This is a genomic window from Arthrobacter woluwensis (genome assembly GCF_030816155.1).
Taxonomy (GTDB): domain Bacteria; phylum Actinomycetota; class Actinomycetes; order Actinomycetales; family Micrococcaceae; genus Arthrobacter_E; species Arthrobacter_E woluwensis_A.
The window spans coordinates 3,037,618-3,056,624 of the sequence record NZ_JAUSXR010000001.1; the positions used below are offsets into that span (position 1 = coordinate 3,037,618).

General features: G+C 68.6%; 23 protein-coding genes. 8 read left to right on the forward strand and 15 right to left on the reverse strand.

The genetic code is table 11. From position 1 onward, the window contains the following. Positions 1–227: 227 nt before the first annotated feature. From QFZ52_RS13905 to QFZ52_RS13935, 7 genes are all read right to left on the reverse strand, one after another. Positions 228–413 carry a hypothetical protein gene (locus QFZ52_RS13905; protein WP_307498187.1) on the reverse strand — a complete coding sequence of 62 codons (186 nt, stop codon included), beginning with the start codon at positions 411–413 and terminating at the stop codon, positions 228–230. Positions 414–510: 97 nt separating this feature from the next. Beyond that, the gene (locus tag QFZ52_RS13910) at positions 511–771 is read right to left on the reverse strand and encodes a GlsB/YeaQ/YmgE family stress response membrane protein (protein WP_307498188.1); all 261 of its coding nucleotides are present in this window, start codon (positions 769–771) and stop codon (positions 511–513) included. Then, on the reverse strand, positions 672–1,448 hold the full coding sequence (locus QFZ52_RS13915; RefSeq protein ID WP_307498189.1) for a hypothetical protein: 777 nt from the start codon (positions 1,446–1,448) through the stop codon (positions 672–674). Before QFZ52_RS13915 ends, QFZ52_RS13910 begins: the two co-directional genes overlap by 100 nt. After that, positions 1,448–1,999: a DUF6286 domain-containing protein gene (locus QFZ52_RS13920; RefSeq protein WP_307498190.1), complete on the reverse strand. Its 552-nt coding sequence runs from the start codon at positions 1,997–1,999 to the stop codon at positions 1,448–1,450. The genes QFZ52_RS13915 and QFZ52_RS13920 overlap by 1 nt, the downstream gene beginning before the upstream one ends. After that, positions 1,996–2,388, reverse strand: coding sequence for an Asp23/Gls24 family envelope stress response protein (locus QFZ52_RS13925; RefSeq protein ID WP_307498192.1), 393 nt, complete (start codon positions 2,386–2,388; stop codon positions 1,996–1,998). The genes QFZ52_RS13920 and QFZ52_RS13925 overlap by 4 nt, the downstream gene beginning before the upstream one ends. Before the next feature lie 4 nt (positions 2,389–2,392). After that, entirely contained in the window at positions 2,393–2,569 is a 177-nt protein-coding gene (locus QFZ52_RS13930) for a DUF2273 domain-containing protein (protein ID WP_107004201.1), read from the reverse strand. Positions 2,570–2,654: 85 nt separating this feature from the next. Then, positions 2,655–3,173 carry an Asp23/Gls24 family envelope stress response protein gene (locus QFZ52_RS13935; RefSeq protein WP_307498194.1) on the reverse strand — a complete coding sequence of 173 codons (519 nt, stop codon included), beginning with the start codon at positions 3,171–3,173 and terminating at the stop codon, positions 2,655–2,657. Positions 3,174–3,338: 165 nt separating this feature from the next. Between QFZ52_RS13935 and QFZ52_RS13940 the strand changes: the two genes are divergently transcribed. The 5 genes from QFZ52_RS13940 (at position 3,339) to QFZ52_RS13960 (ending at position 7,401) form a co-directional block, all read left to right on the forward strand. After that, positions 3,339–3,905: an RNA polymerase sigma factor gene (locus QFZ52_RS13940; protein WP_307498195.1), complete on the forward strand. Its 567-nt coding sequence runs from the start codon at positions 3,339–3,341 to the stop codon at positions 3,903–3,905. Further along, a complete protein-coding gene (locus QFZ52_RS13945) occupies positions 3,902–4,474 on the forward strand; it encodes a hypothetical protein (RefSeq protein WP_307498196.1) in 573 nt (190 codons plus the stop codon). Before QFZ52_RS13940 ends, QFZ52_RS13945 begins: the two co-directional genes overlap by 4 nt. Then, positions 4,474–5,295, forward strand: a complete 822-nt coding sequence (locus QFZ52_RS13950) for a glutamate racemase (protein ID WP_307498197.1) — start codon at positions 4,474–4,476, stop codon at positions 5,293–5,295. The genes QFZ52_RS13945 and QFZ52_RS13950 overlap by 1 nt, the downstream gene beginning before the upstream one ends. A 73-nt stretch (positions 5,296–5,368) precedes the next feature. Continuing rightward, complete coding sequence (locus tag QFZ52_RS13955; protein WP_307498198.1) at positions 5,369–6,469, forward strand: D-TA family PLP-dependent enzyme; 1,101 nt, start codon at positions 5,369–5,371, stop codon at positions 6,467–6,469. Between the two features lie 59 nt (positions 6,470–6,528). Next, positions 6,529–7,401 (forward strand): DUF2262 domain-containing protein, encoded by an 873-nt coding sequence (locus tag QFZ52_RS13960; RefSeq protein ID WP_307498199.1) that lies wholly within the window; start codon positions 6,529–6,531, stop codon positions 7,399–7,401. Between the two features lie 9 nt (positions 7,402–7,410). Here the strand turns inward: QFZ52_RS13960 and QFZ52_RS13965 are convergent, their stop codons facing one another. Further along, positions 7,411–8,088, reverse strand: coding sequence for a hypothetical protein (locus QFZ52_RS13965; RefSeq protein ID WP_307498200.1), 678 nt, complete (start codon positions 8,086–8,088; stop codon positions 7,411–7,413). Between the two features lie 80 nt (positions 8,089–8,168). Here QFZ52_RS13965 and QFZ52_RS13970 point away from each other — a divergent pair, with 80 nt between their 5' ends. Both QFZ52_RS13970 and QFZ52_RS13975 read left to right on the forward strand, forming a co-directional pair. Next, the gene (locus QFZ52_RS13970; RefSeq protein ID WP_307498201.1) at positions 8,169–8,750 is read left to right on the forward strand and encodes a carboxymuconolactone decarboxylase family protein; all 582 of its coding nucleotides are present in this window, start codon (positions 8,169–8,171) and stop codon (positions 8,748–8,750) included. 5 nt (positions 8,751–8,755) lie between these two features. Further along, entirely contained in the window at positions 8,756–9,655 is a 900-nt protein-coding gene (locus QFZ52_RS13975; RefSeq protein WP_307498202.1) for an RNA polymerase sigma-70 factor, read from the forward strand. Positions 9,656–9,674: 19 nt separating this feature from the next. Here QFZ52_RS13975 and QFZ52_RS13980 read toward each other — a convergent pair whose 3' ends face one another. From QFZ52_RS13980 to QFZ52_RS14010, 7 genes are all read right to left on the reverse strand, one after another. Next, positions 9,675–10,127, reverse strand: coding sequence for a MarR family winged helix-turn-helix transcriptional regulator (locus QFZ52_RS13980; protein ID WP_307498203.1), 453 nt, complete (start codon positions 10,125–10,127; stop codon positions 9,675–9,677). A gap of 60 nt (positions 10,128–10,187) precedes the next feature. After that, a complete protein-coding gene (locus tag QFZ52_RS13985) occupies positions 10,188–11,216 on the reverse strand; it encodes a LacI family DNA-binding transcriptional regulator (RefSeq protein ID WP_307498204.1) in 1,029 nt (342 codons plus the stop codon). A 102-nt stretch (positions 11,217–11,318) separates the two neighbouring features. Continuing rightward, positions 11,319–12,737 (reverse strand): glycoside hydrolase family 1 protein, encoded by a 1,419-nt coding sequence (locus QFZ52_RS13990; protein WP_373425679.1) that lies wholly within the window; start codon positions 12,735–12,737, stop codon positions 11,319–11,321. 5 nt (positions 12,738–12,742) lie between these two features. Further along, on the reverse strand, positions 12,743–13,654 hold the full coding sequence (locus tag QFZ52_RS13995; RefSeq protein ID WP_307498206.1) for a carbohydrate ABC transporter permease: 912 nt from the start codon (positions 13,652–13,654) through the stop codon (positions 12,743–12,745). Beyond that, positions 13,651–14,589 (reverse strand): carbohydrate ABC transporter permease, encoded by a 939-nt coding sequence (locus QFZ52_RS14000; RefSeq protein WP_307498208.1) that lies wholly within the window; start codon positions 14,587–14,589, stop codon positions 13,651–13,653. The genes QFZ52_RS13995 and QFZ52_RS14000 overlap by 4 nt, the downstream gene beginning before the upstream one ends. Before the next feature lie 85 nt (positions 14,590–14,674). Beyond that, complete coding sequence (locus QFZ52_RS14005) at positions 14,675–15,946, reverse strand: ABC transporter substrate-binding protein (RefSeq protein ID WP_307498209.1); 1,272 nt, start codon at positions 15,944–15,946, stop codon at positions 14,675–14,677. Between the two features lie 171 nt (positions 15,947–16,117). Beyond that, positions 16,118–17,731, reverse strand: a complete 1,614-nt coding sequence (locus tag QFZ52_RS14010; protein WP_307498210.1) for a glycoside hydrolase family 6 protein — start codon at positions 17,729–17,731, stop codon at positions 16,118–16,120. A gap of 329 nt (positions 17,732–18,060) precedes the next feature. On the opposite strand from QFZ52_RS14010, the gene bglS reads away from it, so the two are divergent. Continuing rightward, the gene (gene bglS, locus QFZ52_RS14015; protein ID WP_307498211.1) at positions 18,061–18,795 is read left to right on the forward strand and encodes a beta-glucanase; all 735 of its coding nucleotides are present in this window, start codon (positions 18,061–18,063) and stop codon (positions 18,793–18,795) included. Positions 18,796–19,007 lie beyond the last annotated feature (212 nt).

Sequence of the window (19,007 nt, forward strand, 5' to 3'; positions counted from 1 at the left end):
GTGAAACCCCTCAGCCCAGACCCCTCCGCACTCCTTCACTGCGAATGATGTTGTTATTCTCATGCATTCCCGGCAAACAACCTACGGGTGCCCGCGGCATCCGCCGGACCGACAGCTGTGGCCCGGGCATCGCCCGGGCCACAGCCTCTTCAACCGCCGCGCCGTGGGATCACCACGGCCGCGGAGCGCTGATCCCCTGGATTCAGGGGTTCACCTGGATTCAGGAGTCACGCGCCCTGCCGGCTGACCTTGGCAAGCTTCCGGCGGACCTTCTTGGTGGTGTTCCCGGTCAGAAGGCGCTCGACCTGGTGGCGGAGATCCTCGTAGTCCCCGTCCCTCTTCTTCGCCTTCACCACACCGATGCGGTATGCCGCCGCGGCGACCAGTGCCAGGATCAGAACGTTCTTTCCCATGACGACCTCATTTCCTCCAGATGCTTGAACTCTTCGTGGGCCGGATGAGCTCCGGTCCCGGACGCCGGGCAGATGACCGCCCGGCGCCTGCGCCGCGTCAGGAGCGGCGCTTGGTGACGAATCCCCAGATGACCAGCACGATCAGCGAACCGCCGATCGCCAGCAGCCAGGAACCCAGCGACCAGAAACTGTTGATGCCGGTGTTGAACACGGCGGATCCGATCCAGCCGCCGAGCGCGGCGCCGATGACGCCGAGGATCAGCGTCGCGAACCAGCCGCCGCCCTGCTCACCCGGCATGATCGCCTTGGCGATGGCGCCGGCGATGAGGCCGAGAATGATCCATCCGATGAAACCCATGTGTCTGCTCCTCTTTCAGGTGTTGGTGAAAAGTTTCGGGTGTTGGTGAAAAGTCCGGCCGTGCTCAGCCGGGGTGGGACGCCGAGGCGCCCAACCAGATTCAGATGCCCCGGATCCTGCTTGGCCGGAGCAGAGACGTCGAACCGCACGTGCCGTCGCGTGAAGCCCACGCCCAGCACGGTCTCCATGTCGGGGATGAGCCGCTGTTCCACCAGCTCCATCGCCTCCACGGCGTCGGCGTCCGAGCGCAGCGTGTACTTGGCGTAGAGCACGGGCTCCTTCGCGCTGCCGCTGATGCGGACTCCGGCCGCGCTCACGGTCGGGTGGGCCGTGGCGGCGTTCTCCGCGGCCCGGGCGATCACCCCGGTGTCGATCTGGGTCATCGCTCCTCCTGAGCGGTCACTGTGGAAACGGAAGGTGTGGGTGGCGGGCCTCGAGGGCAGCGCCGTCAGGATCACCCAGAGGGCCAGCACCACCAGGACGGCGCCCGCGATCACGACCGCCACTCCCGCCTGATCGCCCTGCCACGGGATCAGCCCGACGGGCTTCTCCGGCACCGCAACGCCCCAGGACGGAAGGACGGTCCGGCCGAGCAGCAGCAGCGCCGCCGCGGCTCCGAGGACCAGGACCGCGAGGATCAGGAGCACCCGCTGCCGGGGTCCGTGGGTCTTCCACATCAGCCTTCTCCCTTCCTGAGCACCTGCACCTGGACCTGCGGCACACGCCGCAGCGGCAGGCTGTCGAGCACGGTCTCCGCGCGGCGCCGGACGTCGTCGCGGATGGGCGCGGTGGTCCGGACCGGAGTGCGCACGACGACGCGCACACTCTTCTCACCGGACGTCACCGAGGCGGAGGAGACTCCGTCCGCGCGTTCGGCGGCGGCACGCACGAGGGCGGAGAGCCCCGCGGCGGCCAGCACTTCCTCGCGGCCGGCGCCGGCGTCGTCGCCCTGGAGCAGCAGGGTGGCCCTGCCGCCCGGGAGGACCGCCGCCAGCAAGAACACCAGCGCGAGCACGGCCAGGACGGCGCCGATGCCCACCCAGAGCGGATCCTGCCAGCCGGCCGCGGCGAGCTGGGAGAGCCAGCCGTTGACCGGGTCCGGCCAGGAACCGCTGGACAGCCGCGCCGCCCCGGCCCACAGGCTGAGGCAGCCGACGGCCAGCGCGAGCAGCGCGGCGAGCAGGATCGCCACTGTGCGCGCCGGGCGCACATGCCAGAAACGCTTCACAGGAGCCTCCTTCGCTCGTTCGTGTCCTCTGCGTTCAACCAGGACACCGTGATGTCCACCTGGGTCCGGGTGACGCCCGCGTCACGCCGGAGCCTTTCGTCGACCCGCTGCCGGACGGCATCGCAGGTCTTCTCGACGGGGCTCGGATAGCGCAGGCCCAGGTCCAGCCGCACCACCGCGGTGCTGCCGAGGATCTCGACTTCGGCGCGTGGCCTGCGGTCGAAGTCCCGTCGCTGCGCCACGCCCAGGACTCCGCCTGCGGGCGCGCCGACCCCGTCGACTTCCCGGGCCGCCTGCGCCGCGATCTTGGCCAGCACGGCGGCCGGGATGTGCGTGTTGCCCCGGCCGTCCGGCCGGGAGTCCGCTGTCGCGATCTCATGAGTGGTCATGAGCTCACCTGCGGCGTTGCTTGAGGAACCCGCTCACATCGGTGCGGTTCTGCAGCACCCATCCGACGGCGCCGCCCACCAGGGTGAAAAAGGCGACGACGATCAGCTGGGTGAACGAGCCGAACGCGATGATCAGGCCGATCACGATGCCGGCGGCCAGGCCCCAACGTGTTGCATTCATGTCTGCTCCTTGTGTGGCAGCTTGCTCTGGCGGCTTACGGGCCACCGGGCGGGGCGGCCGGGATGGCCACCCCTGCCCGTGGTGGTCACTTCAGTTCGTCACGCCCGGAGTCGGACGAGGTGTCGTCGTCATCCTCGGGCAGGTGCACATCGGAGACGTCCACGTTGACCTCGATGACCTCGAGGCCGGTGGCGCGCTCCACGGCGGAGATGATGTTCGCGCGGATGTCCTGGGAGACCTCCACGATGGAGAAGCCGTACTCGACGACGATGGTCACGTCGATGGCGGCCTGCTGCTCGCCCTTCTCCACGTTCACGCCGCCGGCGGTGTTGGCCGACGCGCCCGGGATGCGCTCCGCGATGGAGTTGAACGTCCGGCGGGCCGCGTTGCCCATGGCGTAGACGCCGGGGACCTCACGCGCTGCGATCGAGGCGATCTTCTGGACCACGCGGTCCTCGATGGTGGTCTTGCCGTGGTCGGTGTGCAGCGGGCCCGTGGGGCGGGTCTCCTGCTGCTCCTCGTGCTGCTGCGCTGCTTCGCGCTTCGCCTGGCGTTCCGCTTCCTCACCGGTGGGCTTCACGACGGGGCTGACATTCTGCGACATGGTCACTCCTTGCTTCTCAGTCTTGCTGTCGAAAACGCTGGACACAGAAGAAGACGGAACGGACACCGGAATCCTCACGCGGTATTTCCGTGATCTGCATCACATGGCGTGAGGGGTTCTGGGACCCCGCTCCCGCTTACTCCCATCCTGCCTTAGGCTGGCCACATGTCACAGGGGGTTCCCGACTCACTCGTTCCCTGGGTGGGCCGCGCCCAGGAGGGTGATCCGGCCGCCTTCGAACACCTCGTCACGCGCCTGAACGGTCCCTTGCGGAGCTTCGCCCGCGGTGTGCTCGGACACTGGGCGGAAGCCGAGGACGCCGTCCAGGAGGCGTGGCTGCGCATCTGGCGCCGGCTCCCCCATCTGAAGGACCGCGCAGCCTTCACCGGCTGGGCGTACTCGATCACCCGCAATGTCTGCCTGGACAGGATCCGTTCGCGGGATAGGCTCAAAGCCGACTCGCTCGACGCTCAGGTCCTGGAGCTCGCCGCCCCCGAGGACGCACAGCCCGAAGAGCAGACCGAGCGCAGACTGGAACTGGAGCGGGCGTGGAGCCGGGTGGCCGCGCTGCCGCTCGCGCAGCGCGAGGCGTTCCTCCTGGTGGCCGTGCACGGGCTGAGCTACCGGGACGCCGCACTCGCCATGGGGACCACCGAGACCACCCTGCGCGGACGCCTGGCACGGGCCCGCGCGGCTCTGACCACCGATCCTGGAGAGGAGGCGACGCCATGAGCACCCTGCCCTGCGGCAGGACACGCGATGACGTCCTGCAGAATCTCGACGGGCCACCCGACGCCCACGAAATCCAGTGCCCCTGGTGCCACGCCGAGCGCGCCCGCCTGAAGGACCTGGACACCGGCCTGGCCACGCTCCTGCGCAGCGAAGACGAGGATCAAGGCAACGACGACGGTGCGATCGCCGCCGTGATGCGCGCGGTCCGCGAGAACCTTCGTCCTCTGCGCAGCACCAGCGCCATCGCCGCCGACGGTGGCGAACCGGTCAAGGTGACGTCGCTGGATCTCGCCGACGCCGTGCGGAACGTCTTCGGCGGAATCGCCCGCATCCAGGTGAACTACGTGGACGTCCGGCCCGAGGACAGCGACTCCCCGCACGTGCGCTGGCGCGCGGAATGCGCCGTGAGCGTGGCCCCGGACAGCGATCTCACGGAGGTCGAGTCCGCCGTGGTGAGCAAGGTGTCCGAGGGTGTACGCGCCGTCGTGATGGCCGAGCACCTCGTGGTGGATGTGACCCTGGAGGACGTGCACGGCGAGACCCTCCGGCACGCGGTGCGGGACTCGTGATGACGGTGGAGACGTTCACCGGCGCCGAGGAGCTGCACCGCCCTGTCGGCATCTTCGACGCCGGGATCGGCAGCTACGACCTCGTGCGCCGCATCCGCGCGGCGTACCCCCGGCAGGACGTGCTGTACTTCGCCGATCGCGCGAGTTTCCCCTACGGGGCCAAAAGCGAGGAGGCCCTGCTGGCCAGCGTCGGCCGGGCGGCCGAGGCGCTCGAATCCCTGGGCGCGGGCTCGATCATCCTCGCCTCGAACGCGCCGAGCGTCACCGTCCTCGAACCACTGCGCGCTGAGGTGCGAGCGCCGATTCTCGGCGTGGTTCCGCCCGTGCGCTCGGCCCTGGCCTCGCTTCCCGACGACAGCACCCTCGTCGTGGCCGGGGCGAGCGTCCTGGTCCGGAGCCCTGCGCTGGGACGGCTCATCGCGGACGCCGCGGGCTTGGAAGCGCACCGCGTGCACGCCGTGGCCGCCGACGGTCTCATCGGCTTGGTCGAATCCGGGGCGTTCCTCGATCTCGCGAAGGTCGAACGGCCCATCGCCGCGTTCATCACAGCCCTCCGCGAGCGGCACCCGCGACTGCGCGGCCTATCCCTGTCGAGCACGCACTTGCCATGGCTCGCGCCCGCGATCGCTCCGGTGGCGCCGGACCTGACGCTCTTCGACCCTGCGGACGAGGTCGTGGAAGAGTTCGCTCCCCTGGCCACGCCCGGATCCGGCCGGCTCGTCTGCATCGCCACGGCCTCCGAGGAGCATCCCCTCGAGGAGTTCCAGTCCATGCTGACGAGACTGCGCCTCGACATCGCCCCGGCACTCATCGAGCTCTGACGAGGAGGAACGCCTCGCCGGGTGCGGGAGCGGGTGTTGATGGCCCCTCCATCGAGTGCGGCAGAATGAAGCCATGCACAGCATCCCGGACGAGATCGAGACCCCTGCCATCCTGATCGAGCGGGACATTCTGCACCGCAACATCGACCGCATGGCCTCGCGGGTGCGGGAACGGGGCCTGGCGCTCCGGCCCCATGTGAAGACGCACAAGATCCCCCAGATCGCGGCGCTCCAGATTGAGGCGGGAGCGGTGGGCCTGACGGTCGCGACGATCGGCGAGGCGGAGGTCTTCGCCGGCCACGGCGCCACCGACCTGTTCATCGCCTACCCCCTGTGGCTCAGCGCGGCGAAGGCGGAGCGTCTCAGGGCTCTCTCGCAGCGGGCACGGATCGCGTTCGGCACGGATTCCGTCGAGGCGATCCAGGAGGCCGGTCGTCTGCTGGGCCTGGCGGCCGCGGACTTCGGCGTGCTGGTCGAGATCGACAGCGGGCATCACCGCAGCGGCGTGCGGCCCGAGGACGCGGCAGCGATCGCCGACGCCGCCCGCGATGCCGGCTTCCGCGTCGCCGGCGTCTTCACGTTCCCGGGGCACAGCTACGCCCCGGGCATGCCCGGCACCGCGGTGGACCAGGAGGGAGCGGCCCTGGACCAGGCCGCCGTCGCGCTCCGGGAAGCCGGGCACGACGTCGCGGTCCTCAGCGGAGGTTCGACGCCGACCGCGCTGCTCACCGGGGATTCGGTCGCCACGGAGCTGCGGCCGGGTGTCTACGTGTTCGGGGACGCGCAGCAGCTCGAACTCGGGCGGTGCACCCCCGAGGACGTGTCCCTCAGCGTGGCGGCGACCGTGGTCAGCCGCCACGAAGGCGCTGATGGGATTCCGCGCCGGATCGTGCTCGACGCCGGCACCAAGATGCTCGGCGGCGACCGCCCCGCCTGGGCGAGCGGCTTCGCCCGGGTCCAGGAGGAGCCCGATGCGCGGGTCAGCGCCCTCTCTGAGCATCACGCGACGGTCCTGTGGCCCGAGGATTCACCGCTTCCCGCGCTGGGCAGCAGGCTGCGCCTCATCCCCAATCACGTCTGTGTGGCGGTGAACCTGGTGGACGAGGTCACCGTGGTGTCCGACGGCGCCGTCGTGGACCGCTGGGACATCGCGGCGCGAGGCCGCAACGCCTGAGCGTCTCTAGCTTTCTAGAGGGATCGCGGCTCTCACACGCGCCAGGTAGGGTGACCCCTATGTCGGGGGATCAGGAACGCCTGGATTTTGAGAAGCGCTACGCGTCGGACGCGGTGGAGATCACCGTCCTCACCGGTCAGCACACCGGTGGGGCGGGAAAAGCCGGTGGCGCGGTTCTCTGGACGGCCTCGGCCGATGTGCTGGCCTACCGTGACGAAGACGGCTCGGAGGTGACGGAATCAGGCCGCCTGTCGTGGCTCGCGACCGACGAGCAGCGCGATACGTGGATTCACGACCTCAAGCCGCTGACCCAGTACGTGGTCAGGGCGCGCCGCGCGACCCCGGATCCTGCCGAGTACGCCAAGTACAAGCTGCCTGTCCCCGATCTCTCGCACCACTTCGCCCTCGACGAGGTGGTGGAGCGGGACGTGCAGAACCGCTTCCTCCTCGAGTGGAGGGACCAGTGGGTCCAGCCCGTCATCATGTCCACCGACATCGGCGATTTCGAGCTCGATCGCGCCTTCGGATGGTTCTCGGGCCTGATCACGCGGGACGACGGCGACATCTCGGTGACGCTCGCCGTCGATGAACCCGCCGTTCTGGGCGCCGAGACCTGCCGGGCATCGTTCGCCTGCCTGCAAGCGCTGGTCGCCGATCTGCCGGGCATCGACGCACGGTGGCGGGCGTTCGCCGCGGAGAAGCTCACCGACCTGGCCAACGATTGGCAGGAAGACGAGCAGGATGAGGCGGCGCCCGAAGCTCCGATCACGGCCGGCACGTTCGCCCGGCGCATCCGCCTCCGCGAGCTCTCTATCGACGCGGATGGTTCGATGACCGCCTATTACGACGATGACGAGCTGTTCTGGGGCCACGTGATCCTCATCGAGGTGGCATCCGACGGAACCCTGGGCGACGCCTCCATCGCCGGTTAAGGCCCGCGATCAGGCGTGTTCGGCCTCGTAGCGGACCTTGAGGGCGCCGCGCTTGACCTTCAGTTCGAGCACGCGGACGTCCTTCAGCTGGGACAGGTCCGAGACGTGCGTGCCGCCGCACGGCTCCGCGTTCACGCCCTCGATCGTCACGGTGCGGTGCCCGGACTCGTCGGTCGTGGCGGTGACGGCGCCGCCACGGGCGAGCACAGTGTCGAACGCCTCCTGCAACTCGGCGCGCACCGCGTCCCGCAGCTCCGGCGTCGCGAGCTCTGATTCCAGGCCCTCGGGGCTGAAGTCGAGGCGCGCCTGACCCGGATAGTGGCTGTGACCGGCGCTCTGCCAGCCCCGCGCCTCACCCAGGTGTCCTAGAACGTGACCCGCGGTGTGGAGCGCGGCGTGCCGCTTGCGCAGGGTCTCGTCGATCGCGCTGACCACCTCGGCGCCCTCCTCCAGCGCGAGCCCGTCGCCGCTCAGCACCACGAGACCCTCCTCGGTGCGGGACGGGACCACGGGAACACCGTTCACGGTGCCCTCGTCGGACGGCTGACCGCCGCCCTTCGGGTGGAAGATGTTGGGGCTCACGGCGACCCAGGCGCCGTCGTCGTCCTGGCCTGCGGCCACCACCTGGGCGGGGGATTCGAAAAGGTAGGTGTCCCGGTAATAGGCCTGGTCCTGCGAGATGCTCATGGTTTCACCTTATCTGTCACAGATCGGCCCCGGCCGGTGTCTTCATGATGTCAGGAACAGAACACCCCTCAGGAGGAGTCATGACCACCCGCATCCCCGCCACCGAGATCACAGGCCTCTACGGGGCCCTGGTCAAGAAGTTCAGCGCCAAGATGTTCGGCCGCGTCCCGGAATCCCTGGGCGTCATGTGGCACAGCCCGGGCGTCCTGAAAGCCTCCATGGGCTTCGGGCAGAAGCTGCAGAAGTGGAACCACTGCGACGAGTCGCTGAAGTCCTACGCCCACATGGCCGTGGCCTCGTACATCGGCTGCAGCTGGTGCCTCGACTACAACTACTTCATGGCCTACAACCAGGGCCTTGACCTGGAGAAGGCGCGCCAGATCCCCTGCTGGCGGGACTCCGACGTCTTCACGCCCCTGGAGCGTGACGTCCTCGAGTACGCCGAGGCCATGACCAGCACTCCGGTCGCCGTGACCGACGAGCTCTCGGCCCGGCTTCTGAAGGCCCTCGGGGCGCCGGCGCTCGTGGAGCTGACCAGCGTCATCGGCTTCGCGAACCTCACGACCCGCGGCAACGTGGCGATGGGCATCGAGTCCGAAGGCTTCGCCGAGGCCTGCGAACTGAAGCCCCTCGCGGCGCGCAGCGGCCACGGGGTAGCCTGAGCGCCATGAGCAGCCCCGGCGCCATCGACAGCGCGGACCCGTTCGTCACCCACCGCAGCCTGCTCTTCACCGTGGCCTACGAGATGCTCGGCTCCGCCGCGGACGCCGAGGATCTGGTGCAGGAGGCCTGGCTGCGGTGGGCCGGGCTGGATCCGGCCTCCCGCGCGGAGGTGCGCGACCCGCGCGCCTATCTGGTCCGGACGGTCACGCGCCTGGCGCTCAACCAGCTCCGGACCCTGGCGCGGCGGCGGGAGGACTACATCGGGGAATGGCTTCCCGAGCCGGTGCTCACCGTGCCGGATGTGGCCGACGACGTCGAGCTGGCCGAGAGCGTCTCGATCGCCATGCTGACGGTGCTGGAGTCGCTGGCGCCGGTGGAGCGCGCGGTGTTCGTGCTGCGCGAGGTGTTCGACACCCCATACGAAGAGATCGCCCAGGCGGTGGACAAGTCGCCGGCCGCGGTGCGGCAGATCGTCAGCCGCGCCCGGTCCCACGTGGCCGCGCGGCGTCCTCGCCTCCACGTCGACCGCAGCGAGCAGCGCGCAGTCGTCGAGCAGTTCTTGGCGGCGGTGAGCACCGGCGATGTGCAGGGCCTCATGGACGTCCTGGCGCCCGACGTCGTGCTGATCGCCGACGGCGGCGGCCTGGCTCAGGCGGTCAGGGTGCCGGTGTCTGGCCTCAAGAAGGTCATCAACCTGCTCAAGTCGTTCCCGCAGGCGGCGGTGAATCCGCGCAGCGCGGTGCTCTGGCTCAACGGCCTGCCCGGCCTGCGCATCGACGACGAAGTGGCGGGCCCGACGCTCATCAGCGTGGCGGTCGAGGGCGGCCGGATCACCCGGATCTTCGCGATGCGGAACCCGCAGAAACTCGGCGCCGTGGAGGAGGAGACCCGGCTGACGCGGTGAGTACCGGGGCTGGGTTTTCCTAGCTCTCCCCCATGGCGGCGTTGAAGCGGTCCAGCATCTCGGCGAACGCCTCCAGGTCCTCGTTGGACCAATCGGCGAGACGCTCGGTCATGATCTCGTTGAGCAAGCGGGCCGAGGTCACCAGCGCCTCCTCACCCTCCGGGGTGAGCCGCAGGGCCTGACTGCGCGCGGTGGACTCCGGGTCCACCGCGGCCATGAGCCCCATACGGGTGAGCGCCGCGAGCTGCCGGGACACCGTGGAGCGGTTGAGTTCGAAGTGCGTGGCCATGTCCACGGCACGGCACCCGGGGTGGGAGCGGATGTACTCCAGCATCGAATGGTCCACGGGCGAGAGCGTCTGGTTGGAGCGCCTCAGCCGGGCGCTCCCCCGTCTGCTGACCGTGGTCAGGCCCGTCTGAATACGGGCGACGGCGGCGTTGTGCTCGGCATGCTCCTTCTCCGGTGTCACCATCCCTCCAGCCTAGTGCCGCGGCTGTCACGCCGGAGTCACGTCGGAGCGGTGGGCACCGTCTCAGGCGGACCCGCGCACCACGAGCTCGGTCTCCAGAACGGTCCGGCGGGGCGGCTCGGCGCCGGTGAGAAGGTCGATGAGGACACCGGCCGTCGCCTCCCCCAGCGCATGGAGCGGCTGGCGGATCGTGGTCAGGGGCGGGTTCGTGGAGATCGCGACCGGGGAGTCGTCATAGCCGACGATCGCGACGTCCTCCGGGACCCTGACTCCCTCCGCGCTGAGGGTCTCCAGCGCGCCACGGGCCATGAGGTCGTTCGCCGCGAAGATCGCATCGGGCAGCCGCCCGCCCGGCTCAGCGGCCCGGGCGAGCAGCTGGCGTGCGGCCTTGACGCCGTCGGCCTCGAAGTAGTCGCCGGGGACCTCCGCGAAGGGTTCCAGCCCGGCGTCGAGGAGTGCCTTGCGGAATCCCTGGAGCCGGTCCTCCGCGGCACCCATCGAAAGGGAACCGGTGATGGTCGCGATCCTGGTGCGTCCCGTGCTGATCAGGTGGTCGGCCGCGTACCGCGCGCCGGTGACATTGTCGACGTCGACGACGTAATCGCTCTCCCGTTCGGCCCACGGCCGGCCGCCGAAGACCACGGGAACGGCCTCGACGATGCTGTCGATGAAGGCATCGCTCGTGTGATACGAGAGGACGATCGCGCCGTCCACGCCGCCGTTGCGGACGAAACCGGTGACCCGCCCACCCGGATCGTCGCTGGCCACCAGCAGGTTCAGGACATAGTCGGAACGGGCGATCCGGTCGCTGATCCCGGCCACCACGGCCGCGAAGAACGGGTCTCCGAAGAAGCGGGTGGTGTCCTCCGGAACGACCAGGGCGATCGCATGGGTCTGGCGGGTGGCCAGGGAGCGTGCGGCACGATTCGGCACATAACCGAGCCGTTCGATGGCTGCTTCCACGGCTTCCAGGGCTTCAGGGCTCACCGCAGTGGAACCGTTCACCACCCGTGACACCGTGGATCGGGACACCCCGGCGGCGGCCGCGACTTCTTCCAGTGTCGGCCGGGTCGCGCTTTCCTTCTGATCCACCCCTGCTCCGTTCTCCTGCATACGCTTCGGCTTCGTCGCGGATGACAGCCGTGATCTTACACTGCCCGCCTTCGGGCAGCGCCCCTCCTTTCGGGCACCGCCTCACACGGCGCGTGCGGCGATGATCCGTCGGTATTCCAGACCCGAGTCCTTCACCAGACGCTCCTGCGTCTCGTAGTCGACCCGGACGATCCCGAACCGCTTCTCGTATCCCCAGGCCCACTCGTAGTTGTCGAGCAGAGACCAGTAGAAGAAGCCGCGGACATCGACTCCCGCGTCGATCGCCTCGAGGACGGCGCCGAGGTGGTCCCTCAGGAACGCGGTGCGCTCCGAGTCGGGGACCCGGCCGTCGACGAGTTCGTCGTCGTAGGCCGCGCCGTTCTCGGTCACGTACAGGGGCAGGCCGGGGGCGGACTCGGCGACGCGCTGGAGCACCCGCCTCAGGCCGTCGGGCTGCACCTCCCAGTCCATGCCGGTGCGCGGGAGCCCGCGTTCGACCCAGTGCACCCCGTCGGCGGCCGGGAAGGGCGACTCCGTGCGACGGGAGACGTGGGCGTCGCCTCCCGGCGCCTGCTCGTTCGCGCTCCCCGGAGCATGCCCCGACACCAGCTCACCGTGGTAGTAATTGACGCCCAGCCAGTCGAGTGGCGTGGACACCGCGGCGAGGTCGCCGTCCCGGACGGCCGCCTCCCACCGTGTCACCGCTTCCGGGTGGGCCGACCGGATGTCCTCCACGATGTCCTCCGGGTACGAGCCCCGGAGCACCGGGTCGAGGAACCACCGGTTGAACTGTCCGTCGATCCGCCGGGCGGCGTCGAGATCGGCGGGGTCCTGCGGATCGGCGGGATCCGCGACCGTCAGGTTGAGCGTGATGCCGCATTCCAGGGTGTCATCACGCTCGCGCAGGGCCTCGATCGTGCGTCCGTGGGCGAGCAGCAGGTGGTGGGCGGCCAGCAGTCCGTCGCCGGCGTCGTACCGGCCCGGGGCATGCGCACCCGCGGTGTAGGAGAGGAAGGACGAACACCACGGCTCGTTCAGCGTCGTCCAGTGCTTCACCCGGTCGCCGAGCGCGTCGTGCAGGGTGAGCCCGTACTCGACGAACCGGTCCGAGGTCTCGCGGACGGTCCAGCCGCCCTTCTCCTCCAGCGCCTGCGGCATGTCCCAGTGGTAGAGCGTCAGCCAGGGCAGGATGCCCGCCTCCAGGAGCTCGTCCACCAGGCGGTCGTAGAACGCGACCCCGGCCGGGTTGACCGCGCCGCCGTCCGGCCGCACCCGCGACCACGACGCCGAGAACCGGTAACTCTGCAGGCCCAGCTCGCGCATCAGCGCGACGTCCTCGGGGTACCGGTTGTAGTGGTCGCAGGCCACATCCCCGGTGTCGCCATTCACCACGGCCCCGGGAACCCGGCTGAAGGCGTCCCAGATCGAGGCGGTGCGGCCGTCGTCGAACGCGGCGCCCTCGATCTGATACGCGGCGGTCGCGGCGCCGAAGAGGAACTTCTCCGGGAAGGGTCGGGACATACGGGTCATCCTTTCACCGCACCCTGCATGATGCCGCTGACCAATTGCTTTCCTGCTCCGGCGAACAGGATCAGCAAGGGGATGGTCGACAGCAGCACACCTGCGAGCACGATCGAGTAGTCGACGAAATGGTTGGACTGGAGCAGCGACAGGGCCACCGGAAGGGTCGGGTCCTGCCGGTCGAGCACGATGAACGGCCAGAAGAAGTTGTTCCAGGCCGAGACGAAGGTGAAGAGCCCGAGCATCGAGGCAGCGGGCCGGGCGGCCGGCAGGCCGATGGTCCAGAAGGTGCGGAAGGAGCTGGCCCCGTCCATCCGGGCCGCTTCGATCAGTTCATCGGGCACCGCCTGCTGCAAGTACTGGGTCATCCAGAACACCCCGAAGGCGCTCACCAGCGCGGGGACGATGATGGCGCCCGTCTTCCCCGTCCAGCCGAGATCGTTGAAGAGCACATACAGCGGGACGACACCCAACTGAGTCGGCACCGCCATGGTCCCGACGACGAACGCGAGCAGCCACCCACGCCCACGGAAGCGGAGCTTGGCGAACGCCCAGCCGGCGAGCGTGGAGAAGAACACCACGGAGAGCGCGATCAGCGCCGAGGTGAAGACCGAATTCCACAGGGCCTTCCAGAAATTCAGGGCGGGGTCATTGACCACGGTCAGGGCGTTGGAGATGAAATTGCCGCCGGGGATCCAGGACATGTGAGGGTCGCGGAGCGTGTAGGCGTCCCCCGAACCGATCAGGAACGACCAGTAGAACGGGAAGACGCTCCCGGCCAGCACGAGACCGAGACACCCGTACACGAACCATCCGGGGCGGGTGCCGCGGACGCGTTTGGGGCGCTGTGAGGCGGGCGAGGTGAGCGCCGTCGTCGTGCTGCGGTCGCGGGCGGCGGCGCGTGTTGCGGTGGTCATCGCTGGTCTCCGTCCGTGCGCACCAGGGCGCGGGTGATGAGCATGTTGATCGCCCCGATGACGAGCACGATGAGGAACAGGAGCCAGGCCAGGGCGGCCGCACGTCCGAAGTTCCATTCGCCCCAGCCGATGTTGTAGAGGTACAGGGAGATGGTCAGCCACTGGCTGTTGGACCCTCCGGTCCCGTACTGGTCATACATCCGCGGCTCGTCGAAGATCTGCAGGCCGCCGATGGTGGAGGTGATGACGACGAAGATGAGCGTCGGGCGCAGGCTCGGCAGCGTGATGGCGAAGAACTGGCGGAACCGGCCCGCGCCGTCCACCGTCGCGGCCTCGTAGTAGTCGCGGGGGATCGCCTGCATCGCGGCCAGCAGGATCAGCGTGTTGTAGCCCGTCCAGCGGAAGTTCACCATCGTGGCGATCGCGATGTGACTGGCGAAAGCGTTGGTGTGCCACGGGATCGGCTCCAGGCCGATTCCCTGAAGCGCGGTGTTGACGAGGCCGTACCGGTCACCGAACAGATTCGAGAAGATGAGTGCGACGGCGACGGGCGCGACGACGTACGGCAACAGCACTCCCATGCGCCAGAAGGTCTTCGCCCGCAGGTTCTGGTCCAGGAGCGCGGCGAGGAACACCGCGAACACCATCTGAGGAACGCTGGAGAGCAGGAAGATGCTGAACGTGTTGCGGAGGGCGATCCAGAACTTCGGCTGCCCCAGCACGTAGGCGTACTGGTCGAAGCCGATCCAGGTGCCCGTGCCGCGGACCTGGTCCCAGTCCATGAACGAGATGACCGCCGTATAGGCGATGGGGAAGAGACCCACGACGAGGAACAGCAGGAAGAACGGCGAAATATAGAGGTAGGGCGAGAACTTCAGGTCCCAGCGCGAAAGGCGCGCCCCGAAGCCGAAACGCCGCGGCGTGGCAGTGGTCATGACAGGTCCTAGAGGGTTGTCCGGGCAGGAAGGCGGGAAACGGGCGGGGCCGCCCTGGTGTACGGAAGGCGGCCCCGCAGCGGCGTTACTTCAGTGCCGTGACTTCGTCGGTCCACTGCTTCCAGGAGGTCTCCGCGTCCTGGGTTCGTTCCTCGACGCGGGTCAGGGCCTTCTGCATCGCGTCGTTGATCGGGAAGTAGCGCTGTCCCTTGAACGGCGCCACCGTCACGGCCTTCGCGCGCTCCGACAGGATCTTGCCGACAGGCGCATTGTTGAAGTACTTGTCGGTCGCCCCGAGCAGCGTCTTGTCAGCGAGCCCCTTCTGCTGGCTCGGGAAGGTTCCGGCGTTGGAGAACGCCTTGATCTGCTGGGCAGGGTCCGTCAGCCAGTCCGCAAGCTCCTGGGCGGCTTTGACGTTCTTCCCGTTCTTCGGCACCGTCAGGTAGGAGCCGCCCCAGTTGCCGCCCCCGTTGGGGAACACATTGGCGATGTCCCAACCCTTGACGCCCTTGGCGTTGCCCGAGATGACGCCCAGCATCCATCCGGGGCAGAGCATCGTGGCGAAGGAGCCGTTCGACAGGCCCTTCATCCAGTCCGGCGACCACTGGCTGAGGTGTGCGGACTGCGTCTTGCTGGCCTTCAGGACCTTGTCATAGGCCGTCTTGACCTGGGCGTTCGTCGTCGCGATGACCTCACCACTCTTGGGGTCCTCGTACGCGGCTTCAATCTGGTTCACGATGCCCTGGTAGGTCCCGCCGGCCGAGTCGAAGAACGGCTTGCCCGTCGCGGCGGTGTACTTCGCACCCACCTCGAAGTAGTGGTCCCAGTCGCCCTGGAGAAGCTTCGCCACGGCTTCGCGGTCGGTCGGGAGGCCGGCTGCGGCGAACAGATCGCTGCGGTAGCAGACACCTTCCGGCCCGATGTCGGTGCCGTAGCCGATGAGGTTTCCGTCTTTGTCCGTGGCGGCTGCGGACTTCCAGTCGAGCCAGCGGTCCTTGAGCTTCGCGTCGACCGGTGCGAGCAGATCGGAGTACTTCATGACTTCGGGGAGCCAATCGACCTCGATGGCTTCGACGTCGGCCAGGCCGGCCTTGCCGATCTTCTGGAAGTAGTTCTCGCGAGCCTCATTACTGGTGGCGGCCCGGTTGTGCACGATCTTCACGTTGGGGTGGGAAGCCGTGTACTCCTTCAGCAGCGCATCGGTGTACCCGAAATCGTTGAAGGTCGCGACCGTGAGCGTGACGGGGGCATTCGGGTCGGCCTGGGTGTTGCCGCTGGAACAGCCGGTCAGAACCAGGGATGCGGCGGCGACGGCCGCCGCGGCGGGGATGACGAATCTGCGTGCTGTGAGTTTCACGGGCACTCCTTTGTGTGCGTGGTGATGATGCAGGGTTCATGTGGTGCGAGGTGGAGCATGGGAGCGCTCTCAAAAGGAATTTGAGTGTATGAGAGCGCTCCCACGCGTGTCAATGGATTTCATCGACTCTCAGATCCGGGCGGGAAATCCCCCTCCGCGGACCCGAGCCGGCTAACGGGTCGCGCAGGCTGCGCCGTTGAGGCGGAACTGCCACGGCGCCTCGGCCGCTCCGACGCCCCGCACGACGAGGGAAGTTTCAGCCCCGGGCGCCAGGGACGTGGCCCGGCCGCGCGCACTGACCGACACCTCGGCGCCCCACTGCGCGAACGTCGCGCCAGGAACGGCCTTGACCTTCTGGTCGCCGCCGAAGGTCCAGCTCAGCACCCAGGGCGCGGCAGGCTCCGACCCGAGATTTCGGATGCGCAGGGCCTGCGAGAACGAAGCGCCATGCCCGCTCGACGTCACCGTCACCTCACAGGTGAGCGGCGCCAGGGCGGGCACCGCGTTCGCCACGAGTTCACGCGCCTGCTCGGGGAACCACTGCCCTGCCGGCGGATCCTGAATTCCCCGCGCCGGATCGAGAGGCCCTGCCGTGCCGCGATAGCACTGGCCGTCGGACTCGCCCGGAACCTTGACCCAGAGGTATGCGTCCGCGAGATCGACGCCCGTGCTGGTGGTCGGCCTCTGACCCGCGCCACGCCCGGGAGGATTGCACCAGTCCTCGTGCTGCGGATACACGCCGGCCGGGTACTGCCAGGGGCCGATGCCGTTGCGGCTGGTGTCGACGATGAAGCGTGCGGTCGGCTTGACGCCGCCCAGCTGGGCGGCGTACCGCGAGTCGACCCCCGCCGTGTTGAGGGCCGGGTCCGCGGCTCCCGCACTCCACTCGCCGTACTGCGACATCGCGACGCCGTGCCACTCGTTGGCAGGGCCGCCATTCCAGAATTGGTCCCCGCAGTCCTTGAACTTGCCCTGCGCGACCTGGGTGGCATAGGCGATGCAGGACGAGACCCACGTGCCATAGGCGTTCGAGTTCTTCGTGTGCAGATAGTTCGACACGTTGAGGAAGAACCCCGTGGTGCGGCCCACGCCGGCCCGGACGAGACGCGAGGAGATCTCCCCGACGTTCAGCCACGCGGCGTTGGTGCCATCGAGATACGTGGCCGCGGAAGGCAGCGCGCTCAGGACGTCGACGGCGTGGTTCAGCTGCTCGAACCGCGCGTCCGAGGCACGCGCGGGATCGGCGCCCTCGGGCCGGCAGGAATCGAGCACGCCGTCGAGCGTCGTGTGGAACGGGATCACCCCGAGCCCGTCCGGCTCGATGAGAACGATCGCCCGGCGGTTGCCGATTCCTGCGGCGACGCCGTCGATCCATGCGTTGTAGGCCTTGGTGTCCACGGCGCCACCGGCCGAGTACAGCGCGCAGTCCCGGAAGGGCAGGTTGTAGGCGACGAGCACCGGGACCGTGCCGGACTTCGCGGCGGCCGTGACCACGCGATCGGCCTTGGCCCGCGCCTCCTGGGGAGTGCCGCCCGCCAGCCAGGTCGCTGACGGAATACTGGCCAGCAGTTGCGCGTCGGAGCGCGCCTGACCGCGGAGTCCCTGCGCGGCGGCGAGGGTCGTGCTCAGCGGGTCTGCGAACAGCGCCGAACCGCCGATCCCGGAGCCGCCACCCGGATCGTCGACCGCGGCCGGGGCCGTGGCCTGGGCCGGCAGAGCGGACCCCGTTCCGAGCAAGAGCGCGGACGCCAGAACCGCCGACGCTCGCATTTTTCTGAAGCTCATGTCACTCCTTCGTGAGGGAAAACTCGCCGCGGCGAGCGTTTGGGAGCGCTCCCAAATTGGATCAACCCTGCCCGACCGGCAACTCCTCCGTCAAGGGTCGGAGCCCAGCGCGCGGCCGCTCCCCGACCCCTTGACAGGGCGCGCCCGGTGCGTGAAGGTTGATGATGGGAGCGCTCTCATTTCGCCGTTGAAAACTCGATCTCGATGGAGGCTCAGCTCCCATGCGCTCAACCCTCAGGCACTCAACTCCGCGGCACTCCACCGCACGCCACTCAACCGCCCGTCTCAAGCGGAAGTTTTCGCCGCGCGTCGTTCACCGGCTCCTCCGCATGGCCGCGGTGGCACTTCTCCTGCTCGCCGCATCGCCACTGGGCGCGGGACCCGCGTCGGCGGCGACCGGCGGAAGCTTCTCCGACGATTTCACCTCTTACGACACCTCCCGATGGAGCAAGGCGGACGGCTGGTCGAACGGCGGCATGTTCAACGCAGGATGGCGCGCCGACCACGTCTGGTTCAACGGCGGCGTGATGGGGCTGAACCTGGACACCGCCACCTGCCCCTCCGGCTGCTCGGGCAAGCCGTACGCGTCGGGCGAGTACCGGACCAACGATCTCTTCTCCTACGGCCGCTACAGTGCCCGCCTGAAGGCGAGCGCCGGCGCAGGCACCGTCACCTCGTTCTTCACCTACACGGGGGCGAGTGACGGCCAGCCGTGGGACGAGATCGACGTCGAGATCCTCGGCAAGAACACGTGGCAGATGCAGACCAATTACTTCACCAACGGGGTCGGCGGACACGAGACCCTGATCAACCTGGGATTCGACGCGTCGGCCGGCTATCACGACTACGCCTTCGAATGGTGGCCGGGCGGTTCCATCAACTGGTTCGTCGACGGGCGCCTCGTCCACCAGGAGACCGGTTCACGCGGCCCATTGCCGACTCATCCTCAGCGCATCATCACGAACTTCTGGCCGGGGACAGGTGTCGACTCGTGGCTCGGCTCCTTCCAGTACTCCGGACAGCGCACGGCGACCTACGACCGCGTCCAGTACACGAAGTACTGACCACGCGGCACTGACGTCAGACGCTCCGGAGCGGCGCGGCCCGGCGGGCCGCGCCGCTCCGGCTGTCGACTGACGGACGCGTCCACGGCCCGCCGGGAGCATGGCCGCCTGTCGCCCGTCTCCTGTCGCGGGCCGCCCACCGCTCCAATAGTTGCGTAATGCAACAATTGGGCCTAAAGTAGTTAGCGAGCCTAATCTTCCCTTCGCGGAAC

What these genes read in the sequence shown, in the direction of transcription:
- QFZ52_RS13905 (WP_307498187.1), bottom strand. Translation starts at nt 413, where the DNA reads ATGGGAAAGAACGTTCTGATCCTGGCACTGGTCGCCGCGGCGGCATAC.
- QFZ52_RS13910 (WP_307498188.1), bottom strand. Translation starts at nt 771, where the DNA reads ATGGGTTTCATCGGATGGATCATTCTCGGCCTCATCGCCGGCGCCATC.
- QFZ52_RS13915 (WP_307498189.1), bottom strand. Translation starts at nt 1,448, where the DNA reads ATGTGGAAGACCCACGGACCCCGGCAGCGGGTGCTCCTGATCCTCGCG.
- QFZ52_RS13925 (WP_307498192.1), bottom strand. Translation starts at nt 2,388, where the DNA reads ATGACCACTCATGAGATCGCGACAGCGGACTCCCGGCCGGACGGCCGG.
- QFZ52_RS13930 (WP_107004201.1), bottom strand. Translation starts at nt 2,569, where the DNA reads ATGAATGCAACACGTTGGGGCCTGGCCGCCGGCATCGTGATCGGCCTG.
- QFZ52_RS13935 (WP_307498194.1), bottom strand. Translation starts at nt 3,173, where the DNA reads ATGTCGCAGAATGTCAGCCCCGTCGTGAAGCCCACCGGTGAGGAAGCG.
- QFZ52_RS13940 (WP_307498195.1), top strand. Translation starts at nt 3,339, where the DNA reads ATGTCACAGGGGGTTCCCGACTCACTCGTTCCCTGGGTGGGCCGCGCC.
- QFZ52_RS13945 (WP_307498196.1), top strand. Translation starts at nt 3,902, where the DNA reads ATGAGCACCCTGCCCTGCGGCAGGACACGCGATGACGTCCTGCAGAAT.
- QFZ52_RS13950 (WP_307498197.1), top strand. Translation starts at nt 4,474, where the DNA reads ATGACGGTGGAGACGTTCACCGGCGCCGAGGAGCTGCACCGCCCTGTC.
- QFZ52_RS13955 (WP_307498198.1), top strand. Translation starts at nt 5,369, where the DNA reads ATGCACAGCATCCCGGACGAGATCGAGACCCCTGCCATCCTGATCGAG.
- QFZ52_RS13960 (WP_307498199.1), top strand. Translation starts at nt 6,529, where the DNA reads ATGTCGGGGGATCAGGAACGCCTGGATTTTGAGAAGCGCTACGCGTCG.
- QFZ52_RS13965 (WP_307498200.1), bottom strand. Translation starts at nt 8,088, where the DNA reads ATGAGCATCTCGCAGGACCAGGCCTATTACCGGGACACCTACCTTTTC.
- QFZ52_RS13970 (WP_307498201.1), top strand. Translation starts at nt 8,169, where the DNA reads ATGACCACCCGCATCCCCGCCACCGAGATCACAGGCCTCTACGGGGCC.
- QFZ52_RS13975 (WP_307498202.1), top strand. Translation starts at nt 8,756, where the DNA reads ATGAGCAGCCCCGGCGCCATCGACAGCGCGGACCCGTTCGTCACCCAC.
- QFZ52_RS13980 (WP_307498203.1), bottom strand. Translation starts at nt 10,127, where the DNA reads ATGGTGACACCGGAGAAGGAGCATGCCGAGCACAACGCCGCCGTCGCC.
- QFZ52_RS13990 (WP_373425679.1), bottom strand. Translation starts at nt 12,737, where the DNA reads ATGTCCCGACCCTTCCCGGAGAAGTTCCTCTTCGGCGCCGCGACCGCC.
- QFZ52_RS13995 (WP_307498206.1), bottom strand. Translation starts at nt 13,654, where the DNA reads ATGACCACCGCAACACGCGCCGCCGCCCGCGACCGCAGCACGACGACG.
- QFZ52_RS14000 (WP_307498208.1), bottom strand. Translation starts at nt 14,589, where the DNA reads ATGACCACTGCCACGCCGCGGCGTTTCGGCTTCGGGGCGCGCCTTTCG.
- QFZ52_RS14010 (WP_307498210.1), bottom strand. Translation starts at nt 17,731, where the DNA reads ATGAGCTTCAGAAAAATGCGAGCGTCGGCGGTTCTGGCGTCCGCGCTC.
- bglS (WP_307498211.1), top strand. Translation starts at nt 18,061, where the DNA reads ATGGCCGCGGTGGCACTTCTCCTGCTCGCCGCATCGCCACTGGGCGCG.